Genomic DNA, 15,210 nt, shown 5'->3' on the forward strand with positions numbered 1-15,210 from the left:
TTGAAACTGATTGGGAAATCAAGTAATGGCGCTCCATCAGATGTTCGCCGCCAGGGCCGCTGAGCACCCGGGCAGGATTTCCGTCACCGAGGGCGACCGAGCTCACAGCTACGCCGACCTCGATCGGGCGTCCGACCGGGTCACCCACAACTTATGGGCGGCCGGCGCCCGGCCCGGCGACAATATCGGGCTCTACGCGGACCGCGGTTTCGACTTCGTCGCGGGAATGCTCGGAATTCTCAAGTTCGGCGCGGTATACGTGCCCATGGACCCGCGCCTGCCCGCCGCCCGGATCGAGCACGTGGCCGTGGACGCGGGCATCACGCACGCGGTGACGGCGGACGACGTGCCCGTCGACGACCTCCTCAGGTCGGGACTCAAGATCCTCAGAGCCGGGGAGGAGGGTGACCTGTCGGCCGGTGCGTTCGAGCCCCCGCCCGCCGACCCCTCCGCCCTCGCGTACATCATCTACACCTCCGGGTCGACCGGAACGCCGAAGGGCGTGCCGATCGAACACCGGCAGGTCATCTCGCTCTTCGAGGGCGCGGCCGGGCTTTACGGGTTCGACGCAGACGACGTGTGGACCCAGTTCCACTCGGTCGGCTTCGACTTCTCGGTCTGGGAGATCTGGGGCGCGCTCCTGTTCGGCGGCCGGCTGGTCATCGTGCCGAGGGGAATGACCCGGTCCCCCGGGGAGTTCCGCCGCCTCTTGGCCGACGAGCGGGTCACGGTCCTGAGCCAGACGCCGTCGGCGTTCCGGCAGCTGGTCGCCGCCGACGCCCGGATGCCGGCCGCGGACCACCGGCTCAGGCTCGTGGTCTTCGGCGGCGAGCGGCTGGACTTCGGCATCCTCCGGCCGTGGCTGGAGCGGTACGGCGACGCCACGCCGCAGCTGGTCAACATGTACGGCATCACCGAGACGTGCGTGCACGTGACCCATCGGACCGTGCGGACCGCCGACCTGGACGACACCGTCGGCAGCCCGATCGGGTGTCCGCTGCCCGGCGTCGAGGTGTACCTGTTGGACGAGGACGGCGCCGAGGTGCCCACCGGAACGCCGGGCGGGATCTTCGTCGGCGGCACCGGTGTGGGGCGCGGCTATCTCGGGCAGCCCCGGCTCACCGCCGAGCGGTTCGTCCGCAGGAACGTCTCCGGGACCGACGTGCTGCTCTACGACTCGGGCGATCGGGCCGTCCGCACGCCGGACGGTGAGCTGCTGTTCCTCGGCAGGAGCGACGACCAGCTCAGTGTGCTCGGCCACCGCATCGAGCCCCAGGAGGTCGAGATATGCCTTGCCGCGCATCCCTGGGTACGTGCCGCCGTCGTCTTCTCCAAAGATCACGGTGAGGGGGACGTCCGGCTGACCGCCCATCTGGTCCTTGCCCCGGAAGCCGAACGAGAGCGCGCCCTTGCCGAGGTCGGCGAGCACGTCGCAGCGCGGCTGCCCGAACACCTCCGGCCCGTGGACTGTGCGGTCGTCGACGAGCTCCTGCTGACCCCGCAGGGGAAGGTCGACCGGGCCGCCCACGCCGCGGCGGAGCTGCCGGGAGTACCCGAGGTCCCCGTCACTGCCGGGAACGGGGTCGACGCCGTCGCCGCGGTCGTGGCCGACGTCCTCCGGCGCGAGGTGAAGGACCGGGATCTCGACCTGTTCGACATCGGCGTCACCTCCCTGGCCTTCGTACGGATCATCGCCGCGGTGAACGCCCGATTCGGCACGGAGCTGACCGGCAGCGAGCTGCAGACGGTCGCGTCGATCTCGCAGCTCGCCGCCTGCGTCGACGAGCACCTGGCACGCACCTGATAGCCGATCGAGCTGGAGATGACGATGGAAGAACAGCAGACGCACGCCCGCTACCACCTCGCGCCGGACGAGATCGAGCAGTTCCGGGCCAACGGCTACTTCGGGCCGTTCAAGGTCTATGAGCCCGACGAGATGCGGGCGGCCTGGCGCCGGGAACGGCTGGCCCTCATGGACCGTTCTGTCGCCGCCTACCGTGACGAGGAACTGTCCGGGAACACGAACATCTCCAACTACGACCGGCACCTGGACTCGGCGTTCCTCGCCGACCACATCTGCCGGCCGCAGATCGTCGACCGGGTGACCAGCGTCCTGGGGCCCGACCTCCTGTGCTGGCGGACCGAGTTCTTCCCCAAGTACGGGGGGGACGAGGGCACCGACTGGCACCAGGCCGACACCTTCGCCAACGCCTCGGGATCGCCGCAGATCCTCTGGCCGGACGAGCTCAAGGAGTTCGGCGGCACGCTCACGGTCTGGACGGCCTTCACCGAGGCCACGGAGCAGAACGGCTGCCTGCAGTTCATCCCGGGAACGCACACGGAGATGAACTACGACGAGACGAAGCGGATGCACTACTCGCCCGACCAGATCAACAACTCGGAGAAGAACGGTGTGCGCCGGGGCTTCTTCGGCTACGACTACCGGGAACTCCAGATCGACCCCGACTGGCGGCCGGACGAAGGCCAGGCCCGTTCCATGGTCATGGCGCCCGGCGAGGCCATCATGTTCTGGTCGACGCTGATGCACGCCTCGCTGCCGCACACCGGCGAGACCGAGGCGATGCGGCTGGGGTTCGCGGCCCGCTACGTCCCGACGAGCGTGCAGGTCTATCCGGGAAGCGACTCGATCGAGGAGTACGGCGGGAAGATCTCGCTGGAGAACTACGGGGCCGTCCTGGTCGCGGGCGAGAACGAGTACGACCACAACCAGATGGCGACGGCCACCTTGCGCGGGCACGTCTTCCCAGCTCTGTGATGGGCGAGGATCTCCCCGGCGAGGTTCTCGCCAGACTGGCCACGGTTCTGCTGTCGCTCCGTCCGCTCGCCAGTGCGATCGACGAGCGGCCGGTCACCGTGGACCCGGAGGTGCTCGCGTCCGTCGAGCGCCTTCGCCTCGCACTCGTGACCGAGCACCTGGAGCTGCCGAGCTTCGGCCCGCGGCCCGCAGGGGCCAAGGTCACGGCCTTCCAGCAGCTGATCGATGAGCGGCTGCGCTCGGTCGGAGGCGCGCGGACGCCCGCCGCCGGTGTCGGTGCCGGTGAGCTTACGCGGATCATCGACGCCGCCCGCGCGGAGGACGTGCATCGGCGACTGGGCAGGCGGATCATCACCGCCTCCGACGGCATGGAGTTCCCCGCCTACGCCGCGGGAGATCCTGCCGCGCCCCCGGTCGTGATCGCGCCGGCCACCGGTATGCCCGTCGAGCTCTCGATGCCGTGGATCACGGCCCTGGCCACGGAGTTCCGCGTCCTGACCTGGGAGACTCGCGGCCTCTTCCATGAGCGGGACGGCGAATGGGGTGTCCCTGAGCAGGTACTCGACATGGTGGCGGTGCTCGACTCGTTCGGCGTGACGGAGGGGCACGTCTTCGGCATGTGCAGCGGAGCGGCGGTGGCGCTCGCCGTGGCCGCCGAATGCCCCGGCCGTGTCTCGTCGATGAGCCTGTGGCACGGCGACTTCGAGCTCGGGTCCGCCGGCCCGAAGACGCTCCACCAGCGGGATCTCGAGGCGCTGATGACCGATGTCGCGACCGGGGTGATCACCGCGGAAAGCGTCCACGCGTCCCTGGGGCAGACCCTTCTGGCCACGACCCCGGACGACCTGGCGCATCTGGTGCTGTACCCCTATGCCTCGCCGGGGCTGTTGCACCGGTACTGCCAGACGATCAGCGCCGGCATGCGGACGGACGTCCGTGGCCATCTCGCCGACATCAAGGCCGCGACGCTGGTCGTCACCAGTGAGACCGACACCACGGCTCATCCCGAAGGATCCAGGTACGTGGCCGGCGAACTTGGCGAGGGCACTTTGCACGTCCTGCCGGAAGGCGACCATCTCTCCTTGTTCCGGGCCGGGTCGGCGCTGGTGTCCCTGGCAATGGAATTCATCAAGAAACAACTCGATCGCCGGTAGTTCCACACCGTTCAACTGAGGTGATGGAGAAGTTGAACATGACCGTGGATAGGCGGACGGCGGTGCCGTACGCTGAGGAACTGGAAAGGCGATTCGAGCATCTCGATTTCGGAGGTTCCGGTGAAGAAGTACTGCAAGTCATATCCGCTCGGTGAACTGCGCCGCTTTTCTGGCTGGGCCACCGCCGCCAGTCCGGAGGAGCGGGAGCTGGCGGACGACACTCCGGTGTTCCTCTGTGACGAATTCACCGTTCTCATCAGCCCGGTCGGGGTTGAGAAGGACAAGAGGCTCTTCACCGAGGACACCCCGGAATGGCGGGAGTTCTGCACGCAGACCCTGAAGTTCGAGATCCCCGCGGACCTCGCCTTCGCCTATGCCGAGCCGGAACAAGCCTGAGAAACGCCAAGAAGTGCTAGGAAGTGCTGAGAGGTGATCCATGGATGAGCTGACCAAGCGGCTGGCCGACGACCAGCCGGTGGAGGTGGGCGGGCCGAAGCCCACGCTGGCGGAGCTGCGCACCCGGCTCGAGGACATCGGGACCGTGTTCGTCAAGTTCACCGGGACGCGCGGCGGCACCGACCTGGGCATCCGGCTGGACCGTGCCCGGTCCGACCTCGACGCGGCCGACTTCGACCAGGGGAGCGGCAGCGTGCACATCGAGGGCACCCTGATCCTGAATGACGACCCGGTGCGCTGCATCGCCGACATCGACCTGTCGACACTGAAGGGCACCGGCCGCCTGGTCGTCGTGGAAGAGGCCGATCTCGTGGGCTGATGGTCGCCCCCGTGCAGGCCAGTGGTCGGTCGATGCCATCCCTGGAGATAACTGTGAGAGCCGAGAAATTCGTACTGACCACTGCCGAAACGAAACTGCTGCCCTCAGCCGAGGAAGTCCGGTCTTATCGGCGGAGGGGCTGGTACCTGTCGGAGAAACTCTTCACCGATGCGGAGGTGGACGCGTTATCGGAGGCGAGCGAGAGGTTCTATGCCGGCCATCGTGACCGCGACCTCCCGGCGCACCCTGCCACGCTCGCCTACTGGACGCCCGGCATGGGCGGCGACATCCTGCGACACAACGACTACGTCCACTACGAGGTCGATGCCCTCAGGGAGATTCTGACCAAGCCCCTGATCGGTGCCGTGGCCGCCCTGCTGTCCGGGGCCGAGACCATCCGCGTCTTCCAGGCCACGCTGATCTACAAACCGCCACGGCCGGAGGAGAAGTCGAACGAGGTGCCGTGGCACTTTGACCGCAACTATTGGGCGACCAGCACCTCGGAGCGGATGCTGACCGCGTTCATCCCGTTCCACGACTGCGGCGAGGCCAACGGGACCATCGCGATGATCGACGGCAGCCACCGCTGGGAGGAGATCGGCGCCGACGACTCCGGTACCCTCCACTTTGCCGCGCGGGACCGGGACCGGATGGAGGAACTGCTCCAGCGCAACGCCGAGCACAACGGATGCGAGGTGCACAAGGTCCCGATGGTCATTCCCAAGGGCCATGTGAGCTTCCATCACTGCCGGACCTACCACGGCAGCGGCGCGAACACGGCCCCTGAGGCGCGCCGGGCGATCTCACTCCATCTCCAGGACGGCGACAACCGCTGGCGGCCCTATCCGCTGGAGGACGGATCGCTGCTCGCGTACAACCACGACTCGCTGGTGCGGTGCGACGCGAACGGCGATCCCGACTACACCGATCCGCGGTTCTGCCCGGTGATCTGGCAGGAGCGCGCGTGAACATCCGTGGGCGTCAGAGTCCAGCGAATGCCGAGGCGAAAGGTGATCGGGAAATGAGTAGCGACAATCACGGGGACTTCGACGTCGTGGTGGTCGGCGGGGGGCCGGGCGGTTCGACGCTGGCGACGCTCGTGGCGATGCGGGGGCACCGCGTCCTCCTGCTGGAGAAGGAGTCGTTCCCGCGCTACCAGATCGGTGAGTCGCTGTTACCGTCGACGGTGCACGGCGTCTGCCGCCTCACCGGCGTCGCCGACGAGCTGGCGGAGGCCGGCTTCACCCTGAAGCGCGGCGGCACGATGCGCTGGGGCGCCAATCCCGACCCCTGGACGTTCGCCTTCTCGGTCTCCCAGAAGACGGCCGGCCGCACCTCCACCGCCTTCCAGGTGGAGCGGATGAAGTTCGACCAGATCCTGCTCGACAACGCGCGCCGCAAGGGCGTCGACGTCCGCGAACGCTGCACGGTCATCGACGTCACCGAGGACGGCGGGCGCGTACGCGGCGTGACGTACACCGACGCCGACGGGGCCGACCACCGGGTGAACGCCGCGTACATCGTGGACGCCTCGGGCAACGGCAGCCGCATCCACAAGCACGTCGGCGGCACCCGCGAGTACTCCGAGTTCTTCCGCAGCCTCGCGCTCTTCGGTTACTTCGAGGGCGGCAAGCGGCTGCCCGCGCCCAATTCGGGCAACATCCTGTGCGCGGCGTTCGAGAGCGGCTGGTTCTGGTACATCCCGCTGAGCGACACCCTGACCAGCGTCGGCGCGGTGGTACGCCGGGAGGACGCCGAGAAGATCCAGGGCGATCCGGAGACGGCCCTGCTGAAACTCGTCGACGAATGCCCGCTTGTCAAGGACTACCTGTCTGACGCCACGCGGGTCACGACAGGGGAATACGGCAAGCTCCGGGTCCGCAAGGACTACTCGTATCACAACACGACTTTCTGGCGCCCCGGGATGGTGCTCATCGGAGACGCCGCCTGCTTCGTCGACCCCGTCTTCTCCTCGGGCGTGCACCTGGCGACCTACAGCGCCTTGCTCGCGGCCCGCTCCATCAACAGCATCCTGGCCGGGCTGGTCGACGAGGAAACGGCGCTGACCGAGTTCGAGGCGCGCTACCGCCGCGAGTACAGCGTCTTCTACGAGTTCCTGATGTCCTTCTACGACATGCACGTCGACGAGAACTCCTACTTCTGGTCGGCGAAGAAGCTCACCAAGAACACCCACGGCGAACTGGAGTCGTTCGTCGAGCTCGTCGCCGGGATGTCGGCGTCGGAGTTCGGCCTGAACGACGCCGAGTCCGCCGCCCTGCGCTTCAAGAAGCGGTCCGCGGAGTTCGCGGACGCCGTGGACGAGCTCGTCGGCGACCAGGAGCGGAGCATGATGCCCCTGTTCAAGTCGTCGGTGGTCCGCCAGGCGATGCAGCAGGGGGCCCAGGAACAGACCCGCGTGCAGTTGGGGGCCGAGGCGGGCGTCGACGCCCCGATGTTCCCGGACGGGCTCGTGCCCTCCGAGGACGGCCTCCTGTGGGTCGCGTCGGCGGACGCCTGACGGCAGGCGGACGGCGGCCGACGGAGTTTCGAACCTTCCAGCTCGTATCCGAGGGACAAAGACATGGCCGACCAGCAACTCTTCCTCCGCTCCAAGGCGATCATCGAGCCCCTGGTCGATCGCTTCTACGCCTGGCACCACACGGTGGCTCCCGTCCAGGGCTCGATGAACCTGGCCTTCCTGCAGGTGCCGATGCTGGAGTCCTACCTTCAGTCGCCGCAGGTGCACATCACGGCGAGCAGCAACCCGGACCTGCGCGGCGGCTACTTCGTCAACGTCCCCGAAGAGCGCAGCGCGGAGGTGCGCGATCTGCTCGCCTCGATCAAGCGCGACCGCGCGCACATGCTGCGGTTCGCCGAGGCCATCGCGCAGGCCGAGGAGCTGGTGCGGCAGGAGGCCGCCGGGTTCGACCTGACGCCGCTGTACCCGAAGCTGCCCGCCGAGCTGGCCGGCCTGGTGGAGATCGCCTACGACACCAACAACCAGGCGGCCCTGCGCTTCATGGAGCCCCTCGCGTACAGGAGCGAGGCCTTCATGGAGGACCGGCAGTCGGTCCAGCTGTCCCTCGAGACCGGCTACGAGCGGCCGTTCATCCTCAGCACGCCGCGGCTGCCGTCACCGGACGTGCTCGACCTGCACATCCCGTTCCGGCACCCCGGGTTCCAGGAGCTGTTCCTCGCCAGGGTGAAGCCCACCACCCTGGCGAGGCTGCGCGAGGCCCTGGAGCTCGACGACGCTCAGGCGGCACGGCTTGAGACGCTGCTGACCACCGAGAGCAGCCTCAATCCCGACCGGCACATCGAGTCCGGCGGCCGCATCCGCTACTTCGGGCATGCCTGCCTCGTGCTCCAGTCGCCGGAGGCGGCGATCATCACCGACCCGTTCATCAGCGCGGATTCCGACGCCTCCGGCCGGTACACCTACGACGACCTGCCCGACTACGCCGACCTCGTCCTGATCACGCACGGGCACCAGGACCACATCGTGCTGGAGACGCTGCTGCAGCTGCGCGGCCGCGTCGGCGCCGTGGTGGTGCCGCGCTCGTCGCGCGGCAACCTGTGCGACCCCGCGCTCGGCCTCTACCTCCAGCACCTGGGCTTCCCCGTCGTGGAGGTCGACGACTTCGACGAGGTGGAGTTCCCCGGCGGGAAGGTCACCGCGACGCCGTTCCTCGGCGAGCACGCCGACCTCGACATCCGGGGCAAGTCCACCTACTGGGTGGAGATCGCGGGCCGGAAGGCCTTCGTCGGCGCGGACTCCTCGGGCATCGACCCGATGCTCTACCGCTACGTGCGCGGCCACCTCGGCACCGCGGACGTGGCGTTCCTCGGCATGGAGTGCGACGGCGCGCCGCTGACCTGGCTCTACCAGGCGCTGCTGACCAGGCCGGTGACCAAGAAGATGAGCGACTCGCGCAAGCTCTCCGGGTCGAACGCCGCGCAGGCCGGGGCGATCGTGACGGAGCTCGGAGTGTCCGAGGCGCACATCTACGCCATGGGCGAGGAGGACTGGCTCGGCCACGTCATGGCCACCAGCTACAACGAGGACTCCTACCAGCTGCGGCAGATCGAGGAGTTCCTGAGCTGGTGCCCGGAGAACGGCGTCAAGGCCGAGCACCTGCTGGGCCAGCGGGAATGGCGCTGGTGACGATGCGGCTCAGATCGGCTCCGTTGGAAGACTGGCTGCGCGACTACTATTTCACCGCCGAGATCGACATCAGTTCCAGCGGTGTCCACTCCTACTCCATGGCGGAGCTCCGCGCGCTGACCGGGCTGGAGCACGCCGAGATCGACGGGCTGGTGTTCGACGACGGCTACTCGCTCGGCGCCCCGGCGGTCAGGTCGGCGATCGCCCGGAGATGGGGCGGGCTGGAGCCGGAGACGGTCATGACGACCAGCGGTTCGGGGGAGGCCATCTCCCTCGTGCTCATGGCGCTGCTGCGGCCTGGCGACGAGGTCGTGGTCGTCCAGCCCGGCTACCACCTGCTGGTCGAGTTCGCCGCCGGCCTCGGCTGCTCGGTGCGCCCCTGGCGGCTGACCGCCGGGACGGGCTGGCGGCCGTCGCTGGACGAGCTGTCCGGGCTGGTCACCGAGCACACCCGGGCGATCATCATCAACTTCCCGCAGAACCCCACCGGGACCTCGATCACCGAGGCGGAGCTGAGCACGCTCCTCAGCCTGGCCGCGAGCGTCGACGCGTACGTGCTGTCGGACGAGGCGTTCACCGACCTGACCTACGACTCCGCGCCGCTGCCCACCGTCGCCGCCCGGTACGAGCGCGGGGTCAGCTTCAACACCTTCTCCAAGGCGTTCGGACTTCCCGGCCTCCGGTTCGGCTGGTGCATCGGGCCGCCCGCGTTGCTCGCGGAGTGCGTCCGGATCCGGGACTACACCACGTTGCATGTGTCGCCGCTGGTCGAGCTGCTCGCGCTGGGCGTGCTGGGGAACGCCGAGGCTTTCATGAAACCGCGGCGCGAACTGGCGAGGGCCAACCGCGACGCCGTGGGGGACTGGGCCGCCGCCCACCCCGACCTGGTGTCGCTCGTCCGCCCGGCCGGCGGCGTCTCGGCCTTCCCGCGTCTGGAGGGCATCGCCGACGTCGACGCGTTCTGCGACGATCTCTTCAAGCGGCGCGGCACGCTGGTGATCCCCGGCTCCTGCTTCGGCGCGCCGGAGCACATCCGGCTCGGATTCGGCGGAAGGCCGGAGCCCTTGGCCGAAGGGCTCGGGCGGCTGACACGAGCACTGGAGCAGGCTCGCGCCTGAGGACGGCTCTGTGATGGCGCCCGGTACTCGCACCGGGCGCCATCACGCAGCGTCAGGAGTCTCCGGTGCCGGTGTCGTCCGTGGCCTCGGTCAGGGCCACGAGCAGGTCGTTGAGCTTGCCGACGAATGCGGCGGGGTCCTCGACACGGGCGCCCAGGGTGAGGACGGCCTGGTTGAACAGGACGTGGGCCCAGTCGGTGAGACGCGGGTCGTCCTGGTGCCGGTTGAGGCGCTCGATCAGCGGGTGATCGGGGTTGATCTCCAGGATCGGCTGGTTCGGCAGTCCCGAGCCGCGCAGGCGGTGTGCCAGGTTGAGGTCGGTGACCGCCTCGTTGGCCACGATGCAGGCGGGGGAGGAGGTGAGCCTGCTGCTGACCCGTACGTCCCAGGCCTGCCCTGCGAGGACGGCCTTGAGCCGGCCGAGCAGGGCGGCGTACTCCTCGGCGGCCTTCTCCGCCGCCTCCTTCTCGGCGTCGTCGCCGAAGTCGGAGGCGCCCTGGGCGACCGACCGCAGCCGCTTGCCGCCGAACTCCTGGAGCAGGCCGGTCACGACCCAGTTGTCGACGGCCTCGCCGAGCAGGAGGACCTCGATGCCCTTCTCACGGAAGGCCTCCAGGTGGGGGCTCGCGGTGGCGGCGGCCAGGGTCGGGGCGATCAGGTAGTAGATCTCGTCCTGGCCCTCCTTCATCCGGTCCACGTAGTCGTGCAGCGAGACGTCGGGCTCCTGGGTGGGGGAGTGCGTGGAGGTGAAGCGCAGGAGCTCGGCGATGTCCTCCCGGTTGCCGTAGTCGTCGGAGATGCCCTCCTTGAGCACGGAGCCGAACTGCTTCCAGAAGACCGCGTACTTCCCGGGGTCGTTCGCGGCCATGTCCTTGAGGAGCCGGAGCACCTTCTTGACCGCGCTGGAACGGATGTGGTCGACGGCCAGGCTGCCCTGCAGGATCTCCCTGGAGACGTTGAGCGGCAGGTCGGCGGAGTCGATGATCCCTCGGACGAACCGCAGGTACCGGGGCATCAGCCGGCCGGTGTCCTCAAGGATGAAGACCCGCTGGACGTGGAGCCTGACGCCGTGGCGCGGTTGCTGGTGCCACAGGTCGAAGGGAGCGCTGGAGGGGATGTAGAGCAGCAGCGTGTACTCGTACCGCCCCTCGACCTTGGCGTGCAGGTAGGCGAGCGGGTCGGCGAAGTCGTTGCTGATGTGCCGGTAGTAGTCGTGGTAGTCCTTCTCGCCGAGCCCCGCCTTCGGCCGGGTCCACAACGCCGAGGCCTGGTTGACCGTGTCCTCCGCGGACTCCCCCGGCTCGGCGCCTTCCGAGGCCATGATGATCGGCTGGCTGATGTGGTCGGAGTAGGTCCGGATGATCGTCCGCAGCCGGTGCGAGTTCAGCAGGTCGTCTTCGCCCTCGCGAAGATGGAGAACGATCGTGGTCCCGGGCTCAAGGCGCTCGATGGTCTCCAGGGTGTACTCGCCCTTGCCGTCGGACGACCAGCGGACCGCCTCGTCCGCCGCGAGCCCGGCCCGGCGCGTGGTCATGACCACCCGGTCGGCCACCACGAACGCGGAGTAGTACCCGACCCCGAACTGCCCGATGAGCGCGGCGTCGGTGCGCTGGTCGCCGGTGAGGGCCTTGAGGAACTCGCCGGTGCCGGACTTGGCGATGGTGCCGATGTACTCGATCACCTCGGCCCGGCTCATGCCGATGCCGTTGTCGGCGATGGTGATCGTTCCCGCGTCCTTGTCGAAGCCCACGCAGATCCGCGGCGGCTCCTCGGCCTCGGCGGCGGCGAGATCGGGCCGCGAGTACCGTTCCAGGCGCAGCCGGTCGATCGCGTCGGACGCGTTCGAGATCAGCTCGCGCAGGAAGATCTCCTTGTTGCTGTAGAGCGAATGGGCCATGAGGTCCAGCAACTGGGCCACCTCGGCCTGGAAGCTGAACGTCTCCTCAGCCGCGTGCATGGTCATCAGGTCGGCTCCCCGCGGTGTCCAGACATGATCGGCGCCAGCCTAGGCAGGCGAATACAACCGGTCAACAGGAGTTTTCACAAAGAACCAGGATGTTCAACTGTCGCAGACCTGCAGTTGAATACGGCGGTGGCCTGTTCGGATCGTTGTCACTGGTGCCGCCCTCGGCGATGATTGCCCCGCGAGCGCAGCCCTGCCGTGCCGCGTGGGAAGGCCGCGAAAATGGCGAAAAGGAGAACTCCACAGTGAGCAGTGTCCAGCAGGCGCCGAGTCTGCCGCCGGGCGAGGACCGCTTCGGAGACACGGCCGAAAAGGGCCAGCGCATCCGACCAGGAACCATTCGGCGGATCTTTCCTTACGCCAATAACTATCGTTGGACGCTGGCTTTACTACTTTTCGTGTCCGCCGTCGGTTCCTTGGTGGCGGTGCTCAATCCGCTGTTACTTGGAATGGCCATCGACAAGGGCGTCATGACGCGCGAGACGGGTACGGTCACGGTCTTCGCCGGCCTCATGATCGGGCTCGCGCTGGTGGAGGCGATCACCGAGTACTTGCAGGTCAGGGCGTCCGCCCAGATCGGCCAGGGGCTGGTCTACGACCTGCGCACCCAGGTCTTCTCGCACGTGCAGGAACAGCCGCTGGCGTTCTTCACCCGGTCGCAGACCGGCTCGCTGGTCAGCAGGCTCAACACCGACGTGGTCGGGGCGCAGAGCGCGGTCACCAAGCTGCTGTCCGGCACGGTCAGCACGATCCTGACCCTCGTCCTGGTGCTCGGCGCGATGGTCTACCTGTCCTGGCAGGTCACCATCGCCGCGTTGCTGATGGCCCCGCTCTTCATCCTGCCCGGCCGGATCTTCGGGCACCGGCTGCAGCGGCTCTCCCGCCGGGAGATGGAGCTCAACGCCGAGCTGGGCTCGATGATGAACGAGCGGTTCAACGTCGCCGGCGCGATGCTGGCCAAGCTGTTCGGCCGGCCCGAGACCGAGTCCCGCACGTTCGCCGGCCGCGCCGCATCGATCCGTGAGACCGGCGTCAAGGTCAACGTCACCGGCCAGATGCTCGGGATCGTCATGGGCGTGGTGGGCGCGGGCACGCTGGCGCTGATGTTCGGCATCGGCGGCGCGCTCGTCGTCGACGGCGCTTTCGAGGTCGGCACGCTGGTCTCGCTGATGTTCCTGGTGAGCCGGATGTACGACCCGATCATCCAGCTGTCCAACCTGCAGGCCAACGCCATGAGCGCGCTCGTGAGCTTCGACCGGGTCTTCGAGGTGCTGGACCTCGAGCCGCTGGTGTCCGAACACCCCGGGGCGACCCCGCTCCCGGCGCACACTCCCGGCGACTGCCCGGCGCCCGGCATCGAGTTCGAGAACGTCTCCTTCCGCTACCCCGGCGCCAAGGAGGTGTCGCTCGCCTCGCTGGAGTCGATCGCACTGCCCGTGCGGGAGCGCAGCGACGACTCCTGGGTGCTGGAGGACGTCAGCTTCCGCGCGCCGTCCGGGAAGCTGACCGCGCTGGTCGGCCACTCGGGCGCCGGGAAGACCACGATCACCCACCTGGTGCCACGGTTCTACGACCCCGGCTCGGGAGCAGTGCGGATCGGGGGCCGCGACATCCGCGACGTCACGACCCGGTCGCTGCGCGACACGATCGGCGTGGTCACCCAGGACGCACACCTGTTCCACGACACGATCCGGGCGAACCTGCTCTACGCACGGCCCGAGGCCACCGAGGCCGAGCTGGTCGAGGCCTGCGAGGCGGCGCGCATCTGGGACCTGGTCGAGTCGCTGGCCAACGGGCTCGACACCGTGGTCGGGGACCGCGGCTACCGGCTGTCGGGCGGCGAGAAGCAACGGATCGCACTGGCCAGGCTCCTGCTGAAGGCGCCACCGGTCGTCGTGCTGGACGAGGCGACCGCGCACCTGGACTCGGAGTCGGAGGCGGCGATCCAGCGCGCGCTCAAGACCGCGCTGGCCGGCCGCACATCGCTGGTGATCGCGCACCGGCTGTCCACGATCCGGGACGCCGACCAGATCCTGCTCATCGACGAGGGGCGGATCCGCGAACGCGGCACCCACGAGGAACTCCTGGCCGCGGGGGGGATGTATGCCGACCTCTACTTGACCCAGTTCGCCGGGCAGGAGACGGCGACCGACAGCAAGACCACGGCCTGACCGAGACCACGTCCTGACCGAGACCACGTCCCCAACCGAGAAGGAGACTGTCGTGCGCACGGTGAGCTTCGACTTCGAGTCCCCCGAGGCACGTTTCAAGGTGCTGATCAACCACGAGGAGCAGTACTCCCTCTGGCCGGCCGATCTCGACGTGCCGGGCGGCTGGGAGGAGACCGGGGTCTGCGCGTCCAAGGAGGACTGCGACAAGTACCTGGAGGAGACCTGGACCGACATGCGGCCCAAGAGCCTGCGCATCGCCCTCGACGGCGAGTGATCGGACCCCGCGATGCCTCACGTTTTCACCAACGGCATCCGGCTCTCCTACGAACGCTCGGGCCGGGGTGAGCGGGTGCTCATGATCATGGGGTCCTCGGCCGCCGGCCGGGTGTGGACCCTGCACCAGACGCCCGCGCTGGCGGCGGCCGGCTATCAGGCCATCACGTTCGACAACCGGGGCGTCCCGCCCTCGGACGTTCCGCCGGCCCCGTACTCGCTCGCGGACATGGTCGCCGACACCAGGGGCCTGATCGAGGCGCTGGACGCGGCTCCGTGCCGGATCGTCGGCTGCTCGCTGGGCGCCATGATCGCGCAGGAGCTGGCGATCGAGCGGCCGGACCTGGTCCGGTGCGCGGTCCTGATCGCCACCAAGTCGCGTTCGGACGCCGTACGGAAGGCGCAGGACCGGGCGGAACGGGCGCTGCTGGAGAGCGGCATCGCGTTGCCGCCGGACTATGAGGCGGTCATGTCCGCCACGCAGATGCTCTCGCCCGAGACGCTGAACGACGACGACGCCGTCTCGTTGTGGCTGGAGACCTTCCGGGCGGCCGGGGGCGAGCCGGCCCGCGGCCAAGTCTACGTGGACACCGGAGTGGACCGGCGAGAGGCTCTCCGCGAGGTGAGCGCGCCGTGCCGGGTCATCTCGTTCGCCGACGACGTGATCACCCCGCCGCACCTCGCGGCGGAGGTGGCCGAGGCGATCCCGGACTGCGACCTGGTGGAGATCCCTGGCTGCGGCCACTTCGGCTACCTCGAACGGCCCGCGGAGGTCAACTCGGCGATCATCGAATTCCTCGATAAGCACTAACGGA

Annotated in this window: 13 protein-coding genes; 12 read left to right on the forward strand and 1 reads right to left on the reverse strand. The window is 68.4% G+C overall.

The annotated features are described in order from the left end of the window. Nucleotides 1–25: 25 nt before the first annotated feature. From ABD340_RS43580 to vioD, 9 genes are all read left to right on the forward strand, one after another. Complete coding sequence (locus ABD340_RS43580; protein ID WP_344597502.1) at nt 26–1,804, forward strand: non-ribosomal peptide synthetase; 1,779 nt, start codon at nt 26–28, stop codon at nt 1,802–1,804. 24 nt (nt 1,805–1,828) lie between these two features. Next, on the forward strand, nt 1,829–2,776 hold the full coding sequence (locus tag ABD340_RS43585; protein WP_344597504.1) for a chlorinating enzyme: 948 nt from the start codon (nt 1,829–1,831) through the stop codon (nt 2,774–2,776). Next, on the forward strand, nt 2,776–3,930 hold the full coding sequence (locus ABD340_RS43590) for an alpha/beta fold hydrolase (RefSeq protein ID WP_344597505.1): 1,155 nt from the start codon (nt 2,776–2,778) through the stop codon (nt 3,928–3,930). The genes ABD340_RS43585 and ABD340_RS43590 overlap by 1 nt, the downstream gene beginning before the upstream one ends. Nucleotides 3,931–4,050: 120 nt before the next feature. Further along, nucleotides 4,051–4,326, forward strand: coding sequence for a hypothetical protein (locus ABD340_RS43595; RefSeq protein WP_344597506.1), 276 nt, complete (start codon nt 4,051–4,053; stop codon nt 4,324–4,326). Nucleotides 4,327–4,366: 40 nt separating this feature from the next. Next, complete coding sequence (locus ABD340_RS43600) at nt 4,367–4,705, forward strand: hypothetical protein (RefSeq protein ID WP_344597507.1); 339 nt, start codon at nt 4,367–4,369, stop codon at nt 4,703–4,705. Further along, nucleotides 4,705–5,673 carry a phytanoyl-CoA dioxygenase family protein gene (locus ABD340_RS43605; protein WP_344597508.1) on the forward strand — a complete coding sequence of 323 codons (969 nt, stop codon included), beginning with the start codon at nt 4,705–4,707 and terminating at the stop codon, nt 5,671–5,673. Before ABD340_RS43600 ends, ABD340_RS43605 begins: the two co-directional genes overlap by 1 nt. A 53-nt stretch (nt 5,674–5,726) precedes the next feature. Next, nucleotides 5,727–7,223: a tryptophan 7-halogenase gene (locus ABD340_RS43610; RefSeq protein WP_344597509.1), complete on the forward strand. Its 1,497-nt coding sequence runs from the start codon at nt 5,727–5,729 to the stop codon at nt 7,221–7,223. 63 nt (nt 7,224–7,286) lie between these two features. Further along, nucleotides 7,287–8,870: an MBL fold metallo-hydrolase gene (locus ABD340_RS43615; protein ID WP_344597510.1), complete on the forward strand. Its 1,584-nt coding sequence runs from the start codon at nt 7,287–7,289 to the stop codon at nt 8,868–8,870. A gap of 23 nt (nt 8,871–8,893) precedes the next feature. Then, nucleotides 8,894–9,988: a capreomycidine synthase gene (gene vioD / locus ABD340_RS43620; RefSeq protein ID WP_344597511.1), complete on the forward strand. Its 1,095-nt coding sequence runs from the start codon at nt 8,894–8,896 to the stop codon at nt 9,986–9,988. A gap of 52 nt (nt 9,989–10,040) precedes the next feature. Here the strand turns inward: vioD and htpG are convergent, their stop codons facing one another. Continuing rightward, nucleotides 10,041–11,951: a molecular chaperone HtpG gene (htpG, locus tag ABD340_RS43625; RefSeq protein ID WP_344597513.1), complete on the reverse strand. Its 1,911-nt coding sequence runs from the start codon at nt 11,949–11,951 to the stop codon at nt 10,041–10,043. A 272-nt stretch (nt 11,952–12,223) separates the two neighbouring features. Between htpG and ABD340_RS43630 the strand changes: the two genes are divergently transcribed. From ABD340_RS43630 to ABD340_RS43640, 3 genes are read left to right on the forward strand one after another with little or no spacing between them, the layout of a single operon-like run. After that, nucleotides 12,224–14,122 (forward strand): ABC transporter ATP-binding protein, encoded by a 1,899-nt coding sequence (locus ABD340_RS43630; protein ID WP_425547532.1) that lies wholly within the window; start codon nt 12,224–12,226, stop codon nt 14,120–14,122. Nucleotides 14,123–14,174: 52 nt separating this feature from the next. Next, nucleotides 14,175–14,396 (forward strand): MbtH family protein, encoded by a 222-nt coding sequence (locus tag ABD340_RS43635; RefSeq protein ID WP_344597517.1) that lies wholly within the window; start codon nt 14,175–14,177, stop codon nt 14,394–14,396. A gap of 12 nt (nt 14,397–14,408) precedes the next feature. Next, complete coding sequence (locus ABD340_RS43640) at nt 14,409–15,206, forward strand: alpha/beta fold hydrolase (RefSeq protein WP_344597519.1); 798 nt, start codon at nt 14,409–14,411, stop codon at nt 15,204–15,206. The last annotated feature ends 4 nt before the right edge of the window (nt 15,207–15,210 follow it).

The sequence above is a fragment of the Actinomadura vinacea genome (genome assembly GCF_039532545.1).
Classification (GTDB): Bacteria; Actinomycetota; Actinomycetes; order Streptosporangiales; family Streptosporangiaceae; genus Spirillospora; species Spirillospora vinacea.

Coding starts and splice junctions, on each gene's coding strand:
- ABD340_RS43580 (WP_344597502.1), top strand. CDS start 26: ATGGCGCTCCATCAGATGTTCGCCGCCAGGGCCGCTGAGCACCCGGGC.
- ABD340_RS43585 (WP_344597504.1), top strand. CDS start 1,829: ATGGAAGAACAGCAGACGCACGCCCGCTACCACCTCGCGCCGGACGAG.
- ABD340_RS43590 (WP_344597505.1), top strand. CDS start 2,776: ATGGGCGAGGATCTCCCCGGCGAGGTTCTCGCCAGACTGGCCACGGTT.
- ABD340_RS43600 (WP_344597507.1), top strand. CDS start 4,367: ATGGATGAGCTGACCAAGCGGCTGGCCGACGACCAGCCGGTGGAGGTG.
- ABD340_RS43605 (WP_344597508.1), top strand. CDS start 4,705: ATGGTCGCCCCCGTGCAGGCCAGTGGTCGGTCGATGCCATCCCTGGAG.
- ABD340_RS43610 (WP_344597509.1), top strand. CDS start 5,727: ATGAGTAGCGACAATCACGGGGACTTCGACGTCGTGGTGGTCGGCGGG.
- ABD340_RS43615 (WP_344597510.1), top strand. CDS start 7,287: ATGGCCGACCAGCAACTCTTCCTCCGCTCCAAGGCGATCATCGAGCCC.
- htpG (WP_344597513.1), bottom strand. CDS start 11,951: ATGACCATGCACGCGGCTGAGGAGACGTTCAGCTTCCAGGCCGAGGTG.
- ABD340_RS43640 (WP_344597519.1), top strand. CDS start 14,409: ATGCCTCACGTTTTCACCAACGGCATCCGGCTCTCCTACGAACGCTCG.